The sequence below is a fragment of the Maritalea mobilis genome, assembly GCF_004363175.1.
Taxonomy (GTDB): domain Bacteria; phylum Pseudomonadota; class Alphaproteobacteria; order Rhizobiales; family Devosiaceae; genus Maritalea; species Maritalea mobilis.
The window spans coordinates 1-21,786 of the sequence record NZ_SNYR01000004.1 but is presented as its reverse complement, the minus strand read 5'-3'; the positions used below and the strand labels follow the sequence as shown (position 1 = coordinate 21,786).

Below are 21,786 nucleotides of genomic sequence, written 5' to 3'. Positions count from 1 at the left end.
GATAGATAACATTTTACTGAAATAACAACGAAAGTATTAGGTTATTGTGGGAATCCGCCAGGATGGCAGCAGGTTATGGCGGCCCAATCACGCCCTTGTTCAAGCGATTGTTGTAAGTTTTTTCCCTTATGCAGGGCGGCGATGACGCCGGCGGCAAAACTATCACCTGCGCCGGTTGTGTCTATTATTTCAACCGGATTTATGCCCGCTTCAGCCCAATTATTGCCGTCGTAGCCAACGCTGCCTTCCATGCCGCAAGTGACCACTGCGCGCTGGGCGCCAAGATCAATAAGTTCGTGCACCCGCGTTCTGGCATCAGCTTTGCTGTCACCCGCTGAATCAAATGCAAGAGAAAGACCGGTCGGGTCTTTATCTTCAGGGGCGGCATTTACGCCTAAATCTTGCGAAACAAAAACATTGTGTTGGCGGAGAAATTGCTTTGTTGCGCCGCCATCCTTTAGCCAGCCAATGTGCACATGACGCATTCTTCTTAAAATATCTAGTTCGGCAGAGTTTGGACGGTATTCGCCGCTGGCGCCAAAATCTTCAAAATCAATAATTCGATCACCATCGGGGGTAAAAGAAAGGTTGGTATAAGCGGTTGGGGCATCAAGACGTTGAATATGGACGTTGGACACGTGATTTTCATTTAACGTCTTGAGGGTTAAATCACCATCCTTATCTCGGCCAACTGCGCCGAAATAGGCTGATTCTTCCTTGTGACGAGCGAGTTGCACGGCCACATTCAGCGCATTACCGCCCACCAAGGCCTGGTGTAGAGGTGCGCCAAATCTGTCGATACAATTATCGCCCACACAAGCAAATTCAAACGATGGCATTTAGATCGCCCCAACCTTAAAGATATCGCCAGAAGGCAATATCAATTAACTCAATATGCCACACGCTTATAATAACGACGCGTGGTCAATGGATGATTTCGCAAGCTCTCAAGGTGCGCACTCATGCGTTCCATCATTGTCGCCAGCACAATCGGCGAGGCAATGGCGCGTGCTGCAGGAGAAAGGGTGCCCATCTCATATTTCGCTGTATCGAAAATGATCAGCTCATTTGTATATTGGCGGGCAAACTTTTCTACGCGTTCCACTAATGGTCGGTAAGCGTCCTCACCTTTGTAAAGAACAACGCTCACATCCTTCTCCAGCAATTCTAGTGTGCCGTGGAAGAAGTGGGAAGCATGGACGGGGCGGGTTCGTATCCATTGCATTTCTTCCAAGATGCACATGCCGTAATAATGTGCTTCAGGCCAGGTGTTCCCCGCACCAGAAATGATGTGATAGTCCATATTTTGAATGTGTGTGGCGATTTGTTCAGCTTCTGCTTCAAACTGCTCTTTGACGGATAAGAGGAGTTTGGGCAGTTGATCAAGCTCTTTGTAAAGTCCATCTGCATCATCCAACTCTCCGCGCGCAGCCATGATCGCGTGAGCGATGGCATATGACTGGATATAAAAACTCTCGCAGGATGTGTCGTCTTCAGCAAAGTTGACGAAGGCTTTGTCTGCTTTTTGCGCCAAAGGTGTGTTTGCATGACCGGTCAACACAATCACATGGGCACCTGCGGCTTGCGTTGTTTCTAACAGCTCGATGCTTTCTTTGGTGGTGCCTGACAGTGAGGGAATGACCACGATGGAATTGGCACCTAAATGGATTGAACTCTCAACATTTAATTCTGCCGTGAATTCAGTGAATACGGGAAATGTTGACCGCTTGCGCAACAGATCTGCCGCAGGCTCCATCAAAATTGCCGCGCCACCGGTGCCTAACAAGAATATGTTTTGCGCGCCGTTGCCCAGCAAATCTGTGATATGTGGCCGCAATGCCTGTGCTTGGGTAACTGCACCCTCTTGGATCTGCAAAAAACGACCCGCATCAAAATTAAACATAGCTCCCCCTTATGGGCTAAAATCCAAACAACTTGTTTAAGTTGTATGACAACATGCACGGTAAATTATTTTTGTCAAGCGCGATGCATTTCTTTAAGATGATGCGAGCTTCCCCTGGCGGCAACTCATTTTTACCTATTAAATACAACGTATTATGAGCAATTCTCCCTGCTTGCGCGCGCTTTAGATCGTCAGCTCTTGCGGCAAAAAATAATTTTTATATCATATATTGACAGGTGAATAAGTGCGTGCAACGATTAGTTGTCATACAACATTTGCGAGGTGGGTCGGCACGCTTTGCGGATGGTCTATAAAAGGGAGTAGAACATTGAATAGAATTTTAAAATTTGCAGTGGCAGGCGCTTTGGTGCTTTCAACTGCTCAGGCAATGGCCGGCGAAACGCTCGACCGGGTAATGGAACGCAGCGAAATGGTTGTCGCTACAAACTCGGGGTGGCCTCCGCAAAGTTTTCTCAACGATAATAATGAGATGGTTGGCTTTGACATTGACGTAGCAACTGAAATTGCTAATCGCCTAGGCGTGGATGTGCGTTTTGAAACGCCAGATTGGGCGACAATGACTGGTGGACGCTGGCAGGGTCGTTATGATTTGGGTGTAGGGTCGGTTACGCCAACCAATGCCCGAGCGCAGGTTATCGATTTTCCGGGGACTTATTATTACAGCCCTTATGTTTGGGTTGTTCACAAAGACTCAGACATTCAAAGTGTTAGCGATCTGAACGGTAAAGTTATCGGCGTGGAAACAGCGACGACGTCTGAAGATTACATTCGTCGCCAACTGGACATCGCTGCGCCGGATCAACCACCAATCGAATATAATGTAGAGCCAGGTGAAATCCGCACATATGCAGATTCGATGTTGCCATTTGATGATTTGCGCCTTGGCGCTGGCGTTCGCGTGGATGCAGTTATCGCGCCGGAGCAAACGGCAGAACAGGCCATTGAAAATGGATACCCACTTCGCATTGTTGAGGGTGACTATGCCTTCCGCGAGCCTTTGGTTGTGATCACCGAAAAAGGTGATGAAGAATGGAACAACAAGATCACCGAGATTCTCTTCGCTATGCGAGAAGAAGGCGTGATCGCTGAGTTCAGCACCAAATGGTACGGCAAAAACTACGCCGCTGAATAAGATCTGATGTGCCGGCCATCGGTCGGCACATTTGCCCACCCCATTTCTTTCGGAATACCCTTATGAGTTATATTGACAGCTATTATGCCAGAACCGTGGCGGATCAGCGAAAGCGTTCCGCGCTTGAGGAAACACACACCGCCGAAATTTGTATAATTGGTGCTGGTTATGCGGGCCTTACTACCGCGCTCGAATTAGCTAAGGGTGGTAAATCCGTCGTGTTGCTGGAAGCCGAGCAAATTGGCTGGGGCGCGTCGGGGCGCAATGGTGGGTTTGTTAGTCCAGGATACGCAGTTGGCGAAGCGCAGATCGCCAAAAAACTTGGTAAGCAAGACGCACAAAGGCTTCACAAAATGTCCATTGAGGGCATGGAGCTGGTGCGAAACAATATAGAGCAATATGAGATTACATCTGCGAAGCCGGTGAGCGGTATCACTGGTGTCACCCGTTATGACAGCGGCGATGATCTAAAAATCGCCGCCGCTGAAAGCTTGAGGGATTATAATTACCCACTTGAATTTTTAGATCGTGATGATGTTCAGGCGCGCCTAATGTCATCCTGCTATCACCAAGGTTTAAGGGATCAAAATGCCTTTCATATCCATCCGCTAAATTATGCGCGAGGGCTTGCAAATGCGGTTGAAGCGCATGAGGGCGTGATCTTTGAAAATAGTGCAGCGCTGCGGGTTGAGAAGTTGGCCACACAAATGGTGGTTCACACAGCTAACGGCAAAATAAAAGCTGAAAAAGTTGTGGTCACAACTGGTGGGTATACGGGCAGCTTGTTGCCGAAATTAAAGCGCGCTTTTCTGCCAATCGCAACATATGTTTTAATTACAGAAGAAGCGCCTGACCTCTTGGCACAAGTGATCAAAACCACTGACGCCATTGGTGATGATCGACGCGCAGCGGATTATTATCGCTTGGTGGACGATGGCAAACGTCTGATGTGGGGCGGCCGCATCACCACAATTCCGGCGAAACCAGCAGATGTTGCGACTATTTTACGTAAAGAAATGGTTGGCACTTATCCAGAGCTAGCCAGCCTGAAGGTTGAGCTGGCTTGGTCTGGTTTGATGGCGTATGCCCGACATCAAATGCCACAAATTGGCAAATTGAGTGAACAGATTTGGTACTGCACGGCCTTTGGGGGGCACGGGCTGAACACCACTGCCATTGGCGGCAAGGTGGCGGCAGAAGCGCTGTTGGATCAAACAGATCGATATGAATTATTTGCACCATTCGGATTGGCCTGGACCGGAGGCCCAGTAGGCAAGGCCGTAGCACAAATGACCTATTGGGGACTGCAAGCCATGGATTGGTGGAAAGAGCGTGGCTAATCGCCACAAAGCATCGGGGGGAATATGTTCAGAGAGCTATTGATTAAATATCCAGAAGCCACCAAACGCGTAGGGCTTAGCATTTTGTTTGTTGCGCTAACAGTCGCGTTCTATTTTCTGGGTTTGCGTGAAAACACGTTTCTCGCCATCTTCCCATTTTTAAACAATACCGCTGAGCAAAGTCCTGTCGTTGTAGGATTGGCCAGTGCCACCTTAGCTGCCGTGTTGTTTTTCTTAAATTGGAAGCTCATCGGCAAATTTAGCCGCATGCAGCAAATGCTGGTGGTTTGGGCTGAGTTATTGGTTCTTTTGCTGGTGTTCTTCTATTCGTTTGATCTCAGCTTTGAGTTCATCATGCGCAAGATCGGGTTTTTGGTGACGCGCGGGGTGATGACAACCCTTTATATTTCAGCAATTTCCATCGCGATTGCTACGGCAATTGCACTTGTGGGGGCGATTGCGAAATTGTCAAAGAATGGGGCAATTTATGGCCTTGCAACTTTCTACACGTCTTTGTTTCGCGGTTTACCCTTATTGATGCAGGTCTATTTGATCTATCTTGGCTTGCCGCAGCTCGGCTTTATCATTGATGCAATTCCGGCGGGTATTTTGGCATTGTCGCTTTGTTATGGGGCTTACATGACGGAGATTTTCCGAGCGGGGATTCAATCCATCCCCAAGGGGCAATCCGAAGGCGCGCAAGCGCTTGGCCTAAATCACCTTCAAACGATGTGGTTAGTGATTTTGCCACAAGCCATGCGCGTGATCGTGCCACCGACCGGTAGCCAATTTATTGCCATGTTGAAAGACTCTTCCTTGGTCTCAGTAGTAGGGGTTTGGGAATTGACCTACTTGTCGCGCACATTGGGACAAACTGAATTCAGACATATTGAAATGCTGATCACCGCATCCCTGATCTATTGGTTGTTGTCGATTGGGCTGGAGTCAATTCAAGCTCGGATCGAGAAGCGGTTTGAACGGTCATATCGTCGATAAAACCATCCCTTCACTGCGCGTTTAAGGCAAATCAAATGAAGTTAAATCAATCGGTTGCGTCCACACAATTGGTGTGGGCGCCGGTAGCTTTTGCCGTTCTGTCACTTTGTGATGCGATGGTAAAATATCTGACCGAAGATTATTCAATCGCGCAGACATCGATTATGGTCAGCGCTGTTGGGCTGGGTTTTGCGGTGGTCCATGCCATGATGCAAAAACGGCCTGAAGCCCTCTGGCCCAAACACGCAAAGATCGCAATCTATCGTGCCCTATTGTTAGGCGTTGATACGATATTGATCTATGTCGCCTTTGCGCTACTACCCTTGGCGGAGGCTTATGTCCTCGCATTTCTGACCCCCATTTTGGTCGCCCTTTTTTCTGCAATCTTGTTCAAGGAACTTTTGACGTGGAAACAGGCATTCGCCGTGATGCTGGGTTTTGTTGGCGTGATCATCGTGCTGCGGCCCGGCGTTTCAACAATTGGCTGGGGGCATATCGCAGCGCTGGGATCCGCATTTGTTTTTGCCGCATCCATGTTGCTGATGCGGAAGTTGAAGGCAGAAGAGAATGACTTGGCTTTGGTGAGTACGTTGATGATTGGGTTGATCATTTGCGCAGTATTGCTGTTGCCATTTTCGACTGTCCGCTCAGTGACTACAGACGCTTTTTTACCATTGCTTTTGGCGGGTTTCTGCTTTTATTGCGGGCACAGCATGTTGGTGCGTGCGCTACGCTCAAGGGCGGCAAATCTGGTTGCGCCTTTCCAATATAGCCAGATTATTTGGGGCGTTGTTTATGGCGCTTTGCTGTTTGCAGCACCAATTGAACCTATTGTTTTACTTGGCGCTGCGATGATCATTTTCGCAGGTATATTGACCTGGCAACGCTATTAAGAACGCACAAAACTAAACTCGAATGCGTCGCCCCGGTGATAATCTTCCGCATAAACAATAGGCTCGCCGGCGGCCGTATAAACCGTTTCAACAATGCGGAACGCAGGCCCGAACTCTTCCAAATTATTTGCAGCGATCACATCGTCTGGCAACAGAACAGCGGCGGCTGTTGCACTCGACATGGTGGCCTTGTGGCCATAAGTTTCCAATAAATCCATCAGCGAGCCAGACCATTCCACATCATATATCTTATCGGTGATGAGATGACGCGGTACATAATCAACGCAATACATCAACACGTCATCGCGGTGCATGCGAATACGTTCTAACCGCAAAACTCGATCGTCAGCGGAAATTTTTAAGGCAGCGGCAATGTGTTCAGGCGCATGTTGTTCTGCAATAGACAGGACCTTGTTGGTTGGGTCGTATCCATTGCCGCGGGTGAGCGCTGTTACACTTTCAAAAAGCGTGATCGGTCGTTCAACTTTCAGTTCGGCTATGCCACCAACAAAGCGCCCTTTACCGTGATGCACATAAATTGTGCCGTTTTGCTCCAGCAGTTTTAAGGCTTCACGCAAGGCCGTGCGCGATACGCCATACTTCGCTGTGAGCGCAGCTTCGGTTGGCAATTTGTCGCCGGCTTTAAAATTGCCATTGGCGATAAACTCAGCCAGCTTGTCGCGCAGCTCAATGGCCATAGTTTTATTGCTTTTTGCTGACTTCGCCATCAGATATTCCTTCGCCGAAAACTCATCATACAACTATCTGGTTTTTTGTGTATCAGCAAGGTGCGCGTAGAAGATTGACCAGAGATTTCAGCATTAAAACGATGACCCTTTGTTTGACTTCCAACCAAAAGCTGCGGCACAAAGATTGGAGTGAAATTGGCGAAGTGCGTATTGGCGAAACTATGAAGAAGCAACCGACATTGAAGATGATTGCGGAGCGCACGGGTTATGCGGTGACCACGGTGTCTAAGGCGTTGCATGATGCGCCGAATATTGGGGCGAAGACGAAAAAATATATTCAGGACGTGGCGAATGAGGTGGGGTATCAGCCTGATCGAGCCGGGCTTTCCTTGCGCACGGGCAATACGCACAAAATTATTTTGCTGATGCAGCTTTCTGACGATATTTCTGACTTTTCGCGTCGGTTGATCTTGGGCATGGCACGCACTTTGGAAGCGACGCCTTATGAATTGGTGTTTCACCCCGTATTGCCGGGGCATGATGAGTTGAGCCAGGTGCAATCAATTGTCCGCAATCGTGCGGCGGACGGGTTGGTGCTGGCGCAGACTGCGCCGGATGATGCGCGGGTGGCTTTTGCGCAATCATATGATTTTCCCTTGGTGACCCATGGGCGGACCCGATTGGCAGTGCCGCATGCCTTTTACGATTTTGACAATGAGGCATTTGCGTTTGAGGCGGGCAAGCGGCTTGCCGCGCTGGGGTGTAAGTCAGTTGGATTGCTGACGCCGGAATGTGAATTTACCTTTTTCGCGCACCTGCGATCAGGCTTGAGCTGCGCGGCTGAACTGAACAAGTTTGCTATTGAAGAGAAGTGGAATGTCTCGATCCCCGGCGATAACTACCTACTGTGGTTGCGGGATGAAAGTTTCAACGCTGTGCAATCTGGCACCATGCCGGATGGGGTGATCTGTTCAAACGAGCTGGCGGTTTTGGCGGTGATGGACGGGGTGAATGCGGCAGGCGGTAAGTTGGGAGAAGATGTGAAAATCATCTCCCGGAAAACCTCGCGCTTGCTGGACTATTTGCATCCCGAGATTGAATGGGTCGAGGAAGACCTGATTGTGGCGGGCGAACATTTGGCGCAATTGTTGCTCAAACGCGTTCAGGGTGCTGACCCCAAGCAATTGCAAATTGTTGGTTCGCCCGCCATTAGCTGGTGAAATTTAGACTAAAGCTGCAGCTAAGGTCAGAATTTCAAACGGTTTCAATTCCAGTTCAATTTCACCAGTTTGGCTGCGTACGCACTGCGTTGATTTTTGCTCCAGCAGATTGGTGATGTGCACCTCGCCCAAACGGTCGTCTAGCTTTGCGGTGAGGCGCGTGCGTTTGCCGCTTTCCTCACACAAACGGAAGACAATATGCTGCCCATCTTCGCTGACTTTGGCCGCATGAAGCACCACATTGTCTTGCTCAAATTGGATGAGCGCTGATGGGCTAGTTTGAGGCGTTGTTGCAAAGTTCCCGCCAGATAGTTGTAGCGGCACGGCAAAGTCCAAGGCGCGTTGATTGATGGTCTCAAGCCTGTCCAAGCCTTCACTTACGGTGAGGGCATAGCGGCACATATGGTGTTCCTGATCCGCTGTGGGGTGCGGATAAATGCCGGACTTGATCAGCGTGAGGCCAAAGTGTGTGTCTTTGGCGCTATAGCCATATTTGCAATCGTTGAGCACGCCAATGGCGAAGTCTGCTTCATCAAAAGCGACCCAGCGGTGCATGCTGGCTTCAAACCGGGCCCGATCCCAACTGGTGTTGCGATGGGTGGGGCGGGTGACGTGGCCAAACTGAATTTGCGATTTGATCTGATCGCTCAGCACATCAAAATCAAACTCTGCTTTTAGCAGTGATTGGCTTTCCTTCCAGTCGGCAAAGAAATCAAATTCGAGCTGACGGGCGTCCGCTTGTAATGAAATGATCTGCACAAGGCGAGATTGATTATAGGTCCGCTCTAGGCGGATGGCGGCGCGGTGGGGGCCGGTTTCAATCACTTCAATTTCGCTAGGCCCTTCCACCAGCCAGGATTTTTCTTCATGGAACCAATCAATATCCCATGCGTCCCAATTGAGCGGCTTATCCTCATAGACTCGCAGTTGGTTGCCCAACTTGCCATCGCGTAGCAATTGACGCTGGCTTTGCTTATCGAAGATGCTGGTGATGTCACCTTGCGGATTTAGATCGACACGGACGAACGCGTTTTCCAAATGGGTTTCGCTGACTGAAAGTTCTGTAATGTCGTCTGCGGCGTGCTGTGCTTCAGCAGGCTTTAGTGATTGAAATGGCGCGAGTTTTGCTACCGGAGCTGCATCAAATGCTGTGCCGTCGGCGCGATGAATTTTTTGGGTTGCACAGGGGCCTGCGCCAAAATCAATTGCCGCAACATCACCTTCAAGCTGCGCCAAGCGATTGCGACGGGTGACGCCTACACTGTTGAGCAGATGGACGCCTTCTCCAAATACCAATGCACCTAGGCGCGTGCGCAATTTTTCGCCGCGCGCAAACAGTTCGGCATAATCGCGGTCACTGTCATCATAGACCTCTGGAATGGATGTGCCGGGCAAAATGTCATGGAACTGATTGAGCATCAAAATCTTCCATAGCGCATCAATTTCAGCCAACGCGTCGTCAATGGCCTCGCCATTCAGCTTTGCCAAAACACTCAGCAATTCCAATTCACGCAGCAAATGCTCTCCATTGGCGTTGTTGCGTTTGTTTTTGGCGAGAGAGGTGAGGGTGCCGCGGTGATATTCGAGGTAAAGCTCGCCCACCCAACGGGGGAAATCTGTCTCGCTTTCGGAAATGGTTTGCCGCAGCCGATCAAAATAGGGGCGAATGCCTTCGAGCTTGAGCTTCGGCAGACCGGGCACGCCTTTTTCCATGCGCTTTGCGTTTTCCAGCATCACTTTGCAGGGGCCGCCGCCGCCATCGCCATGGCCAAAAGGCACAAGAACATTCTGGTTTAGCGCTTTTGGCTCATAGCGGTTCCATGCGCCTACGGTGGAGCTGACATCGAGATGCGGGCCATAATCTGTTCGATGGTCGCCGCGATGGCCTTTGTCGTCGGTTTGCGCGGTGATCAGATAGGCAGTGACATTGGTGCCGTCGATGCCCTGCCACTCAAACGTGTCATAGGGCATGCGGTTGGTGTCGTTCCACGAGCATTTTGAGGTAACAAAAATATTAAGACCAGTTTGCGCCATCAATTGGGGAATGGCGGCGGTGTAGCCAAAGGTGTCCGGCAGCCAGAGCACACGCGGGGTGATGCCAAACTCGTCCTGCTGGAATTTTACACCACGCAAAATCTGCCGCACCAAAGATTCACCGGAGATGATGTTCACATCCGGCTCAAGCCACATGGCGCCTTCAATTTCAAACTGCCCGGATTTGACGTGTTTTTTGATCCGTTCAAAAAGCTCGGGCGCATCCTCTTTCAACCACTCAAAAAGAATGCACTGATTATACATGAACACAAAGTCCGGATATTCATCCATCAGCTTGCAGGCGGTGGACATGGACCGAACCATTTTTTCCCGCGTTTGCGAGATCGGCCAAAGCCAAGCCACATCAATATGTGTATGGCCCACGGCCGAAATGGTCGGGGCGTGCGGGTCTGCGCCAAACAAGTCTTTGGCGATAGTGAGTGCCTTGCGAGCCGAGGCGGAAAATGCCTCGTCGCGCGCACGTAAATCAAGGCAGGCAAATGCGCGATCAATAATGATGAACAGATGGTGGCGACGTGCGTCATTCTCGTCTAACCGGCGGGCGGCTTCAAAGGAAATGGCGAGATCATAATAAAGGTCGGCCGCATCATCATGTTGTTCGCACCACACCAGCCCAATGCCAAGTTGCCGTTCAATCTCAGCGGTATAGGCATTGATGTGAATGGTGGCGGTGCCTGTGGCTTGTTGGGCCTTGGGCAGATAGAGTTCGCGGTGGAACCCATCAAAAGCCTGACAGAATTCACCGTCTAAATAGACCTGGCATTGCGGGTCTGTACGGCCCAGCAAAATCTCATTTTTGGCGACCAGTTTCAGATAGGGCGTAATACCAGCATCTGTTTGCGGCACGCTCAGTTGCCCGGCAAACCAATGATGACCTGCGGGTGTGCCCCAAGCAAAATCGCCTTCCACTTGTGGCCAGCTTTGCCACTCCATGCCAAGCACATCGCTTGCACCAGCTTCGCCTTGCCATTCATGCAGCGGCACATGGGCTACGGCTTCTCGCCAAGCCATTTGCTTGAGCAAGTTGAGATAATGATTGAGTTTTTGTTCTTGTTTTTGATTATGCATAGATCTTGGCTTGCTCAGTATAAGATGAATTAGGTGCGAGATATGCGGCACCGCGCGCAGCTTGCAACGCACTATCGCTCACAATCTCAAATTTCGTTTTAATTTCTTTAGAAAAGCAGAGGGGTTCGACTTGCGCGAAGATCTCTTGCCAGAGAGCTGTTTGCGCGGCCATGCCGCCGCCAATCACGATGCGATGAGGATCAAGCAGTTGGATGATGGTGGCGAGATAATGCGCGAAGCTGCGTTTGAACTGGTCAAGGCTGGCAAGCGCCGCATTGTCCTGCTGGTTGGCATCGGCCAAAATTTCGATTGCTGACCTTTGGCGCTGGCTTTGCCGCGCGTGAAATTGCGAAAGGCCGGTGCCAGACAAGAGCTGTTCCGTGCATCCGCGTTGACCGCAATAGCAAGTTGGCCAGTCTGACGTGGCTTCCGGCAAAAGGCTTAGGGGCACATGGCCCGCTTCTGCTGCTAAACCGCCGGCGCCCTTGATCAGTTGACCATCCTTAACAAAACCGCCGCCCAGTCCGGTACCGACCGTGAGCGCATAAACCATCTCGGATGGCGCGCGATGTTCATTATGGGCGCAAGAAAGGGCAAAGCAGTTCGCGTCATTTTCGATGATAATTTCTTGCCCCAGCGCCGCAGAAAAATGGGACGAAAGATCGTGACCATTCAGCGACAAAATATTGGCATTGCGCCAAATATTTGTGTCGGGATGGGCGCTGCCGGGGGCACAAATGCCGATAAATTCAATCTGGCCGAAATAGGCACGGAAATGCGTGACGCCATCGACCAAAATATTGGTGATGTCTGCAATTTGTTTCGGCGTGTTGACCCGCCGTTCGGCCACCAGCTCGCCATCGCGCAGCAGCACAAATTGGATTTTTGTGCCGCCAATATCGATGCCGAGCCGGGGAGGAGAGGCGTCCTTATCGGCCATAGATATCCTCATAGCGCACAATATCGTCTTCGCCTAAATAGCTGCCATACTGCACTTCAATTATATCTACGGGCGCATCGGAAAAATTCTCAATGCGGTGGATGGCGCCTTTGGGAATATCGATGGATTGACCCGCTTCAAGGTCAAATTTCTCCTCGCCCAATGTCACTGTGGCCGTGCCGCGGGCGACCACCCAATGTTCAGCGCGGTGTTTATGGCTTTGAAGCGACAATTGACCTTCAGGCTTCACCTGAATGATTTTGCTTTTAAAGCCTTCGCCTTCGGTCAATACGGTAAAGCTGCCCCAGGGACGTTCTTCAAATTGTGGGTGGGTTGAGTTATCCATTTTTATGCTCCGAAATGGCTTGGCCGTTTTGATCAAAAAGGTGCAAATCTTCTGGCTGGAATTGGCAGCCAATCTTTTCGCCGATCGCAGTGCGATCAATGCCGGGCACGCGCACCACAAATGGTTTGGTGGCGCCGTGATTGATGTAGAAAATCGTGTCCGACCCCAGACGCTCGACCACATCGATGGTGCCCACCAGATGGGCAGTGTCATCAGGCGCGGTCACTTTGATATGTTCGGGGCGAATGCCATAGGTCTGCGCCGACGGGTTCGTGAGCGAGCTTGGCAGATTGAGCGCGGCATCATCATGGGCCACAAAGTTCATTTTGGGCGACCCCAGAAAGCCAGCAACAAACAGGTTTGCCGGATTGCTGTAGAGATCAAGTGGCGTGCCGACTTGTTCAACTTGGCCTGCATTCATCACCACAATACGATCGGCCAAAGTCATGGCTTCTACCTGATCGTGGGTCACATAGACCATGGTGGTGCCAAGGCGTTGGTGCAGTTTAGCAATCTCGATCCGCATTTCGATGCGCAAGGCGGCATCAAGGTTGGACAAAGGCTCGTCAAACAGAAAGATTTGCGGGTCACGCACAATTGCCCGCCCCATGGCAACGCGCTGACGTTGGCCGCCGGACAAGGCTTTTGGGAAACGATCCAGCAATTTATCCAGCCCCAAAATGCCTGCGGCGTGGGACGTACGGTCTTTCTTTTCCGCAGCGGCGCGTTTACGCAATTCAAGGCTGAAGCCCAGATTGCGCTCAACATTCATGTGCGGATAAAGCGCGTAAGATTGGAACACCATAGCGATGTCGCGCTCACGCGGCTCAAGATCATTGACGCGGGTGTCGCCAAAAATCATGTCGCCAGAGCTAACAGGTTCCAGCCCTGCAATCATCCGCAGCAACGTGGACTTGCCGCAACCAGAGGGTCCAACCAGAACAACAAATTCGCCTTTGTCGAACTGAAGTGAAATGTCTTTGAGCACATGCACCGGCCCAAAGCGTTTATTGATGCTGTTTAGCGTAATTGCAGTCATAATCAGCCTTTCACAGCGCCTGCGGTCAAACCTTTGACCAGGAACCGCTGGATAAGAATAAAGAACAAGCAGCTTGGGATCAGGGCGAGAGTGCCGGCGGCCATCATCTGCCCCCAATCCACTGCAAATTTGGACACGAAGGTTTTCAGGCCCACGGGGAAAGTCATCTTGGCATCAGAGTTGATGAGCATCAGGGCAAAGAGCAATTCACTCCATGCGGCCGTGAAGATGAAGCCCAATGTGGCGGCCAACCCCGGCAGCGTTAGCGGAAAAATCACTTTGCGCAGGGCTTCAAACCGGGTGCAGCCATCAATCATGGCCGCTTCTTCGAGGTCTTTGGGGATCCCGTCGAAAAAGCCCTGCATCAGGAAGGTGGCAAACGGCACGTTGAACGCGGTGTAGACAATTATCAGCCCGGTCAGACTGTCCAACAGGCGCAGCCCGGCCATGATTTTGTAGATTGGTGCAATGATCATCAGGAGAGGGAACATCTGAGTGATCAGCATCAACGCGATGATGATGGTTTTGCCGCGAAAGTGGAACCGGGAGAAAGCATAACCCGCTGCCGTTGCCACCAAAGTGGTGAAGAAGGCTGTTCCCAAACTCACAATCATGGAGTTTTTGAAATAGACCAGAAAATCCGTCAAAAACAGCACGGAGACAAAATTGTCTAAGGTGAAATTAGACGGCCAGATTTGCGTGCCTTCGGTGTAAATCAGCCGGTCGGGCGTCACCGCAATTTTCACCAGCCAATAGATAGGGAAAAGCGCAAACAGCACGTAAAGAGCGATGGCGAAGTAACGCAGGACGGCGCCAATAGGGAATGCAGTTTTTTGCATGATTAAATCCCCTTCACCAAATGTTTGCGCATTTGCAAAATCAACATGGCGTAGGCCAGCAGCAACACCAGCAAGGCAATGGCAAGCGTGGAGGCATAGGCAAAATCAAGCCGACGGAATGCGGTTGTGAAAATATATGACGAGATGATGTTCGTTGAGTTGGCGGGGCCACCACCAGTCATGATGTATATCAGGTCGGCAAAGTTGGCGATCCAGATGGTGCGCAACATCACCGTGATGGCGATGGTTGGCGCCAAAAATGGCACAGTAATTTTGATGAAACTTTGCCATACGCTCGCCCCATCAATCGCAGCGGCTTCATAAAGATCGCGCGGAATAGATTGCAAAGCGGCCAACAAAGTGATGGCGAAAAACGGGATGCCGAACCAAACATTGGCAACAATTGGTCCCCACAATGCCAATTCTGGGTTGGCGAGAATATTTTGTGGTTTTTCCATAATGCCCAAAGCGGCGAGCCAATGGGGAATTGGGCCGATGATCGGGTTGAAAAGCCATGCCCAGTTGAGGCCAGACAAGAAGGCGGGCACAGCCCACGGCAGAAACACCAGCCCTTGCACCAAGCCGCGCCCGGCAAAAGGCTTGTTGAGCAAAAGCGCGAGACCTAGGCCTAAGAAAAACTGGAAGAATAGAGAACCCAAGGTCCACCAGAAGGTGTTGGTCAAGGCTTTCCAAAACAGGCGATCCGCCCATAATTTTTCGAAATTGGCAAAGCCGACCCAACCTGTTTCAAACGGGTTCAGTAGGTCAATCGCTTGGAAGGCATAGGAAACGCCGACAACAAGCGGCACCAGTATCACCAAGGCGATCAGGATAATGGCGGGCGACAAATAGAGATAAGGCTCGACCAGCCATTGAAATCTTTTAAGGGGTCTCCCCCGGCCATTGCCGGGGGAGGTAGGGAGCGCCATGGTCATTGTGTGGCTTTCCATGCTTGATATTCATTGGTGAGGAATTCGGCCCACTCATTGGCCAAGTCTTCAGCTGAACGTTGACCGAGCAGAGCTTCTTGGCTTGAAGCCGTGGCCAACTCTTTGAACACGCCGAATTTCTTCAAATAAACAGGCATGATGGTTGGGATATATTCTTCGCCATTCAACGTATCGAACCAGCCTTTATATTGCGGCGTCGCAAAGTGAGAATCCTGCTCTGCACCTTCGTGAATAGGGATCACGCCAACTTGCTTGGTCCAGGTCAGGTTCGCTTCAGGTGAAGACAGGTGCTGCACAAGCGCAACCGCTTCATTTTGATGCTCTGTGCTGTTAAACACTGACCAACCTGCAAAACCGATGGTTGGGAAGGCTTGGCCAGAAGGACCAACAGGCATTGGCGTCACAGCAAAATCTTCAGGGTCCATGCGCTCAGCAACTGAAATCAAAGCATCTGGATCTTGGTCCAAGAAGGCACATGTGCCGGAATAAAAGCCTGCAACAATTTCGTTGAAGCCCCAGTTCACACTGGCATAAGGCGCATATTCTTTTTGGTACATGTCGACGAGGAACTGAATGCCCTCAATTGAGCCAGGCTCGTTGATCCGGCTTTGGCCATCTTCGGTGAAGAACTCGTTTGAGCCATTCATGGTGGCTGCATACATGATCCATGCATTCAAACCGCCGCCGCCGCCGCGCAAGCAATAGCCATATTTGCCGTCAAGCTGAGACACTTTGGCGGACGCTTCCATGAATTCTTCCATGGTGTGCGGTGGCTTTTCTACGCCTGCTTCAGCCAACAATTTCTTGTTGTAGAACATGGCGCGGAGATAGAAACCGTAAGGTAAAGTATAGGCTTCACCCTCGGCCAAGCGTGCCATATCCAGTGTTTTTTGAGCCAGCGTATCGCCATGTTCCCAACCGGAAATTGCGTCTTCCAAGCTCAACAACATGTCATTGCCCGCATAAAGGGCAAGCCACGCGTCTGGCATTTCAACCACGTCAGGAATTTCGCCACCAGCAACCATGGTGGAAAGCTTTTCAAATGCCTCGCCCCATGGCAGTGAGATGATTTCCACATCCACATCAGGATTGTTGGCTTCATACTCTGAAACCAAGGCATTGAGGGTCTCGGTCCGCGCTGGGCTGGTGATCACCTCAACAAGTTTGAGTTTTGTTTCGGCCAATGCGGTTCCGGCAGACAAGGTGGCTGCGAGAATGGCGCTTGTGGCCACTGTACGGAATAAGTGTTTCACTATTTTCCTCCCTTTAAATTGCGCCGCGTATTCGCGGCACTTCCCATCCGGCCTGTGCCGGAAACTCAATTGGCAATATGTAACGTTGTACTAAATATATACATCGTTGTACTTATTGCTTAAAATCAAACGGCGCCCTTTCGGTGCCGCTTAAAAAGCTAGCCCAAAAGCTCCTTTGTTTGCTGTTCGGTGCTGTCGAGAATTTTTTCCATCGCAGAAACGGCCGCTGCGGCGTCACCTGCAATCACGGCTTCTGCCAATGGTTTGTGCAGCGGAATGGAGGGCAAGCCATAGCTATCGTCCATAAAGGGTTCGATATAATGCTGGTGGAATGCCCCATGCACCTGCTCGATCAATTGCGAAAACAAGGGGTTGCCCGAAGCTGCATAAATGGCGCGGTGAAAATTGGCGTCAGCTTGGCGCCAGGGCAGGCCTTTTTCAACCACCTCGAACAAAATATCGAGCGTAGATTGGATGGCCTCATGATCTTTCTCGCTGGCATGCAGTGCGGCGAGGTGCACCACTTCTTTTTCCAAAGCGCGCCGCACTTGCTGGGTCCGCAACAGACCCTCGGCCTCAAATTGAAGCACCACGGGTACATGCACCGAGTTGGGCACAATATCCATGGCCAAAATGGTGCCTGCACTGGTCCGCCGTTCAACAATGCCCAGATTTTCCCAAACCTTTAGGGCTTCGCGCACAGTGGATCGCCCCACCTGCAGCCGCGCTGCCAGTTCAGTTTCGGTTGGCAGCTTATCGCCTTCTTTCAGGCCCGCCTGTTCAATCATCACGGCTAACGCTTCCAGCACTTCCACGTCACGTGTGCGCCGCTTGATCGGCCGCAAAAATTGCGAAGCGGTGCCCGATGCGGCGCTTGCACTTGTGAACTTGGATTGCGGAGCCATGACTAGCCTTTGATCGTTTATACGTTTGTCCGACAAACAAGCATAGTCAAAAAAATCTGTCAAGCGGTAGAATTTTCATCCTGTGGGTAAGGCATTAAACTCGCCAAACAAAAGGGCAGGAAACAATTGCGCTAAGAGGCCAAGAAATTTAGGAAATTTCCCCGCGGGCAATTTGAAGGATGATGCTAACCTTCTCCAAACAAATCCTCGATCATCGGGCAGCTTGGCCCCTCATTGCATTGGCATTTTTGATGCAGCACCTGCAATTTATCTTCCAGATGTTTGAGTTCTGCGATTTTCTGTTGAATATCTTTTAGATGTGAGGCGGTCATGTCTTTGACCTGACAACAACTCATTTGGTTTTCATCCGCCATGACCAATAGGGATCGAATTTGCTCAATTGAAAAGCCAAGATTGCGCGCACGTTTGATGAAACTAAGTTGTTTTTGCTGTTCATCGCTATATTGACGGTTCCCACCGGCGGTGCGATCGGCTGCGGGCATTAGGCCAATTCGCTCGTAATAACGAATGGTTTCAATATTCACGGATGTGGCGCGAGAAACCTCGCCGATTGAATAACCTTTTCGGTCCATCACAACAGCTCAATCACTTTTTTACTTGCATCTGTAGTTACTACAGATCGTAGGCTTTGCACAATAGTATGCTGTCCGCGGCTGAGGTCGAGGGGCCATGTTGAGCAGCATAAATGCAGCGAAACTTCAATTCGCAGAGCGCATCAACCAACGGGCGAACGAACATGCGGCTTCGTGAGCAATCGAGATGGACCGATCTTCTCGCCACTATTTCTCACCCGTTGGTTGAGCATTTTTTACAAGATTTTGTGAGGTGGCATTCGACAGCCGATGAAGACCTATGGCGGAGGGCAATAGAAATCCATGACCAAATCTCAAGACAATGACGTCAAGATTGAAACCCAATCCACGCTGACTTGTCCTGAATGTGGGCAGGCGGTGACGGAAACCATGCCTACAGATGCGTGCCAATGGTTTTACGAGTGCACCAATTGCCACACATTGCTCAAACCGAAGCCTGGAGATTGCTGTGTTTATTGCTCATTTGGCACAGTGCCTTGCCCACCCATTCAGGCTGGGCAAAGCTGTTGCGGATAGTTTTAGAACCCGACAGACAGTCCAAATTTGGCGCTGAGCGCGCGGTAGTTGGGGTCGCCAATGCCATCATAGGCCACGCTAAAATCAAGCGACTGATTGGCATCGCCTGTTAGCGAGAAGCCAAGCTCTGTTTTCGCACGTAACTGCTCGCTTATGGTGCTGGCTCCATTTGCTGCGGCGGAGTCGAAGGTCCAAATGCCATCTAAAGTAATATAAGGCGTCAAGTTCCAGCCATTTTCCAAGGGCTGTGCCCAAGCAAAGGTGGTGCCGAATGTCAGGTCGCCCAGCCGTGTTTCTTGTTCTGCAATAGAAACACCAAAACTGTTCACAAATGCATCTGTGCGCTCATAGAAATAGTTCAGGCTAATATCTGGCCGCACGGTGAGTTGGTCCAATTCAACTTCACCAAACAAAGACGCGTTGAGCAAGCCGCGGGTGGCGCCGAACTGATCTTCGGAGGCTCCAGCGATTGCGATGTTGTTATAGGAACGACCAAGCTTTGCGCTGATGTCGAGATACAAGTTCTCGCTAATTTCACCCGTATAATAAGGCCCGACCATAAAGCCCAAACCATTGGTGTAGGCCGTGCTGCCGATCACATCTGCATGAGTGTAATCAATGGAAGCGCCAATGCCCAAAATGCTGTTAGGGGTAATCAGATAATCAACGCCCATATGCAAGGTGGCAAAGCTGCCCTCATCAAAATCCGTTTCAAAACGGCTGAATGTTGCCTCGGCCCAGGCATCCCATTCTTTTGCCAATCCTTCATCTTGTGAAGTCGGATAGTTCACCTCAATCGCATCATTGGCAACACTTACGCCAACAGGCAGATGGTTTGAGTTCGGCGCACGGTAACCCAAGACATTCAACCCACCGGGTTGTGGCGCGGTGCCGTTAACCCTCGCCATACGACGGCTTTGGCGGGGCTGGTTGCCCATGATCTGCCGCGCACGGCCATCGATGAAATTCTGCACTTGTTCGGCCGTTTCGCCCGCGCTGTCCGACATGGAGAGAGTACACACAATGTTTTGCCCCGACGCCAGATTAAGCGCGATTGTCTTTGTCCTTAGGTCAATCTGCACGGCTGAATTGTTACAGCTTGCACTGGTGATCACAAAGCCCGTAGACGGGACATAATTTGCTGAATAGGTGCTGGGGTGTATTTGGAATTGACCCGTGCTGCCATACCCACCTGTCACATTGATCATATGATTGAGGGCAGGTTCCGAGGAGGACAGTGAAACATTGCCATCTGCATTTGAGTTAATCTCAAATTCAAGCGTGGCTGGCGGCGTGTTTCCAACGATCACATTAAAGCTTTGTAGCACTTTATTGCCGGAGTCGTCCTCCGCCTGATGGGTAACTGTGGTCGTGCCAACAGGGAAGGCGCTGCCGGATGCAAGGCCGCTCGTACGTGTAATCGTGACGCTACCGGAATTGTCGATGGCGGTCGGAATAGGATAGGTGACGATCGCCGAACTCTCATCAAAGGGGATATCTATATTGATATCGCTCTGCGTTGATGTGAATACGGGATTTTCATTATCATTGACTGTAACTTTGAACAACTTGGTAAGCGAATTTCCAATCGAGTCTTCAGCGTATGCCTGCACTTGGGTTGTACCAATTGGAAATGCAGAACCTGAATCTAACCCTGTAGTTGGAGATGTTGTAATAGTGACCGGGACGGCGCCATCTACATTATCAGTTGCGCTTACACTGAATGTGACGACTGCCGTATCTTCGCCAGGGTCAGTTGTGGTCACAATGTCTGATATGGGCGTAACGACCGGCCACTCAGTATCAACGATGGTGACGTTAAAGTTCTTAGTGCTCACATTTCCCACTATGTCTTCCGCGCGAACGGTTACTGTGGTGGTGCCGAGTGGAAATGCGTCGCCGGACTCCAAGCCTGTTGTAGGGGACGTGCTGACGGTGGTCGCTACCGGACCGTCAACGGCATCATTGGCGCTTGGCGAGAAGGCAACAACGGCTGTGTCCAGACCGGGATCAGTAGATTGACGGATGTCTGTGGGCACAGTTATGACCGGCGCCGTAACATCTCTTGTGCCAGATAGAACGTTCGACGCGTTGTTGGAATTGCCAGCGAAGTCATATGCTCGATTGGCTGGTATGCTGACCGAAAACGATCCTTCGCCGGTCAAGTTGATATTGGCCCAATAAGTGGCTTCGCTGCCGCCAAAACCTGCGATAGATGAGGCCGTGCCGCTTAACTGAATATCGTTGGCATGGAAGTCGTTCACCGTCTCATCAAAGTCGATTTCGACGCGGATTGTCGAGGCGTCTGTCGTTAGGGACAAGGATGTCGAAAGAGTCACGTCAGGTGGATTAACATCATAATAGTAATATGATTGGATGCCGTCGATCACCGTTAGATCTACCATCGGATTTCCAGCCAAGTCGGTGACCGTGGCACTGGGGTGGACCTCCATTCTTAGCTCCGCATCAACTGTATGAGCCGCGAAAGGAACGTTGCGGGTAAATCGATATACGCTGGGGGACACTTGTGTCACTGAGCCAGTCATGGAGTTCGAAAGCGCGCCATAAACGTATGCACTCATGTCAGCCACATCCACATCATTCACAGCTTCTGTAAATGTAACTTCCCAAGTGAACACGTTATTTGTTGAATAGGGTGAAGGCGGATCATAAAGGGTGATGGATTGAACCCTAGGCGGCGTTGTGTCCTGTGCATTGGCTTGGATCGCAAAAATATTCGATGCGAATAGAACTAAAAAGATTAAAGCTATTGATTGGAGTAGGCGTTTCAAAATTTGATCCCATCGTCATACGCATCAAAATTCATTTAAGCGATCGCAACTGCTTGAATGAATTTGTTTTGTTAGATGAGGTGTTCCATGCCAATTAAATGCCAACAATCCCCATTTGGGACCCAAATTGCTCAAATCTCAAAAATTATTGGCTTCGGCATGTTAGAACCCGACAGACAATCCAAATTTGGCGCTGAGCGCGCGGTAGTTGGGGTCGCCAATGCCATCATAGGCCACGCTAAAATCAAGCGACTGATTGGCATCGCCTGTTAGCG

At 50.6% G+C, this 21,786-nt stretch carries 19 protein-coding genes; 6 read left to right on the top strand and 13 right to left on the bottom strand.

Going from position 1 to position 21,786, the window contains the following annotated elements; translation table 11 throughout:
* Positions 1–41 precede the first annotated feature (41 nt).
* Positions 42–839 carry a PfkB family carbohydrate kinase gene (locus ATL17_RS16180; RefSeq protein ID WP_133573894.1) on the bottom strand — a complete coding sequence of 266 codons (798 nt, stop codon included), beginning with the start codon at positions 837–839 and terminating at the stop codon, positions 42–44.
* 50 nt (positions 840–889) lie between these two features.
* The gene (locus tag ATL17_RS16175) at positions 890–1,903 is read right to left on the bottom strand and encodes an SIS domain-containing protein (RefSeq protein ID WP_133573893.1); all 1,014 of its coding nucleotides are present in this window, start codon (positions 1,901–1,903) and stop codon (positions 890–892) included.
* Positions 1,904–2,291: 388 nt separating this feature from the next.
* Between ATL17_RS16175 and ATL17_RS16170 the strand changes: the two genes are divergently transcribed.
* From ATL17_RS16170 to ATL17_RS16155, 4 genes are all read left to right on the top strand, one after another.
* Entirely contained in the window at positions 2,292–3,056 is a 765-nt protein-coding gene (locus tag ATL17_RS16170; RefSeq protein WP_133573994.1) for a transporter substrate-binding domain-containing protein, read from the top strand.
* A 62-nt stretch (positions 3,057–3,118) separates the two neighbouring features.
* On the top strand, positions 3,119–4,396 hold the full coding sequence (locus ATL17_RS16165; RefSeq protein WP_133573892.1) for an NAD(P)/FAD-dependent oxidoreductase: 1,278 nt from the start codon (positions 3,119–3,121) through the stop codon (positions 4,394–4,396).
* 24 nt (positions 4,397–4,420) lie between these two features.
* Positions 4,421–5,392: an amino acid ABC transporter permease gene (locus ATL17_RS16160; protein WP_133573891.1), complete on the top strand. Its 972-nt coding sequence runs from the start codon at positions 4,421–4,423 to the stop codon at positions 5,390–5,392.
* A 35-nt stretch (positions 5,393–5,427) separates the two neighbouring features.
* Positions 5,428–6,285: a DMT family transporter gene (locus ATL17_RS16155; RefSeq protein ID WP_133573890.1), complete on the top strand. Its 858-nt coding sequence runs from the start codon at positions 5,428–5,430 to the stop codon at positions 6,283–6,285.
* Here the strand turns inward: ATL17_RS16155 and ATL17_RS16150 are convergent.
* Complete coding sequence (locus ATL17_RS16150; protein ID WP_133573889.1) at positions 6,282–7,013, bottom strand: GntR family transcriptional regulator; 732 nt, start codon at positions 7,011–7,013, stop codon at positions 6,282–6,284. The two genes, ATL17_RS16155 and ATL17_RS16150, sit on opposite strands and share 4 nt — an antisense overlap.
* Before the next feature lie 101 nt (positions 7,014–7,114).
* On the opposite strand from ATL17_RS16150, the gene ATL17_RS16145 reads away from it, so the two are divergent.
* Positions 7,115–8,194, top strand: coding sequence for a LacI family DNA-binding transcriptional regulator (locus tag ATL17_RS16145; RefSeq protein WP_166639080.1), 1,080 nt, complete (start codon positions 7,115–7,117; stop codon positions 8,192–8,194).
* A gap of 3 nt (positions 8,195–8,197) precedes the next feature.
* Here ATL17_RS16145 and ATL17_RS16140 read toward each other — a convergent pair whose 3' ends face one another.
* From ATL17_RS16140 to ATL17_RS16100, 9 genes are all read right to left on the bottom strand, one after another.
* The gene (locus ATL17_RS16140) at positions 8,198–11,317 is read right to left on the bottom strand and encodes an alpha-mannosidase (RefSeq protein WP_133573887.1); all 3,120 of its coding nucleotides are present in this window, start codon (positions 11,315–11,317) and stop codon (positions 8,198–8,200) included.
* A complete protein-coding gene (locus ATL17_RS16135) occupies positions 11,310–12,257 on the bottom strand; it encodes an ROK family protein (RefSeq protein WP_166639079.1) in 948 nt (315 codons plus the stop codon). The genes ATL17_RS16140 and ATL17_RS16135 overlap by 8 nt, the downstream gene beginning before the upstream one ends.
* The gene (locus ATL17_RS16130) at positions 12,247–12,603 is read right to left on the bottom strand and encodes a phosphomannose isomerase type II C-terminal cupin domain (protein ID WP_133573885.1); all 357 of its coding nucleotides are present in this window, start codon (positions 12,601–12,603) and stop codon (positions 12,247–12,249) included. Before ATL17_RS16130 ends, ATL17_RS16135 begins: the two co-directional genes overlap by 11 nt.
* Positions 12,596–13,642, bottom strand: coding sequence for an ABC transporter ATP-binding protein (locus tag ATL17_RS16125; RefSeq protein ID WP_133573884.1), 1,047 nt, complete (start codon positions 13,640–13,642; stop codon positions 12,596–12,598). Before ATL17_RS16125 ends, ATL17_RS16130 begins: the two co-directional genes overlap by 8 nt.
* Before the next feature lie 2 nt (positions 13,643–13,644).
* On the bottom strand, positions 13,645–14,481 hold the full coding sequence (locus ATL17_RS16120; RefSeq protein ID WP_133573883.1) for a carbohydrate ABC transporter permease: 837 nt from the start codon (positions 14,479–14,481) through the stop codon (positions 13,645–13,647).
* Positions 14,482–14,483: 2 nt separating this feature from the next.
* The gene (locus tag ATL17_RS16115; protein ID WP_133573882.1) at positions 14,484–15,416 is read right to left on the bottom strand and encodes a carbohydrate ABC transporter permease; all 933 of its coding nucleotides are present in this window, start codon (positions 15,414–15,416) and stop codon (positions 14,484–14,486) included.
* Positions 15,413–16,684, bottom strand: coding sequence for an ABC transporter substrate-binding protein (locus ATL17_RS16110; protein ID WP_133573881.1), 1,272 nt, complete (start codon positions 16,682–16,684; stop codon positions 15,413–15,415). Before ATL17_RS16110 ends, ATL17_RS16115 begins: the two co-directional genes overlap by 4 nt.
* A 158-nt stretch (positions 16,685–16,842) precedes the next feature.
* Positions 16,843–17,589, bottom strand: a complete 747-nt coding sequence (locus tag ATL17_RS16105) for a FadR/GntR family transcriptional regulator (protein WP_133573880.1) — start codon at positions 17,587–17,589, stop codon at positions 16,843–16,845.
* Positions 17,590–17,774: 185 nt separating this feature from the next.
* Positions 17,775–18,182, bottom strand: coding sequence for a MerR family transcriptional regulator (locus ATL17_RS16100; RefSeq protein WP_133573879.1), 408 nt, complete (start codon positions 18,180–18,182; stop codon positions 17,775–17,777).
* A gap of 303 nt (positions 18,183–18,485) precedes the next feature.
* On the opposite strand from ATL17_RS16100, the gene ATL17_RS17140 reads away from it, so the two are divergent.
* On the top strand, positions 18,486–18,719 hold the full coding sequence (locus tag ATL17_RS17140; RefSeq protein WP_133573878.1) for a GDCCVxC domain-containing (seleno)protein: 234 nt from the start codon (positions 18,486–18,488) through the stop codon (positions 18,717–18,719).
* 2 nt (positions 18,720–18,721) lie between these two features.
* Here the strand turns inward: ATL17_RS17140 and ATL17_RS16090 are convergent, their stop codons facing one another.
* A complete protein-coding gene (locus ATL17_RS16090; RefSeq protein ID WP_133573877.1) occupies positions 18,722–21,511 on the bottom strand; it encodes an HYR domain-containing protein in 2,790 nt (929 codons plus the stop codon).
* Between the last annotated feature and the right edge of the window lie 275 nt (positions 21,512–21,786).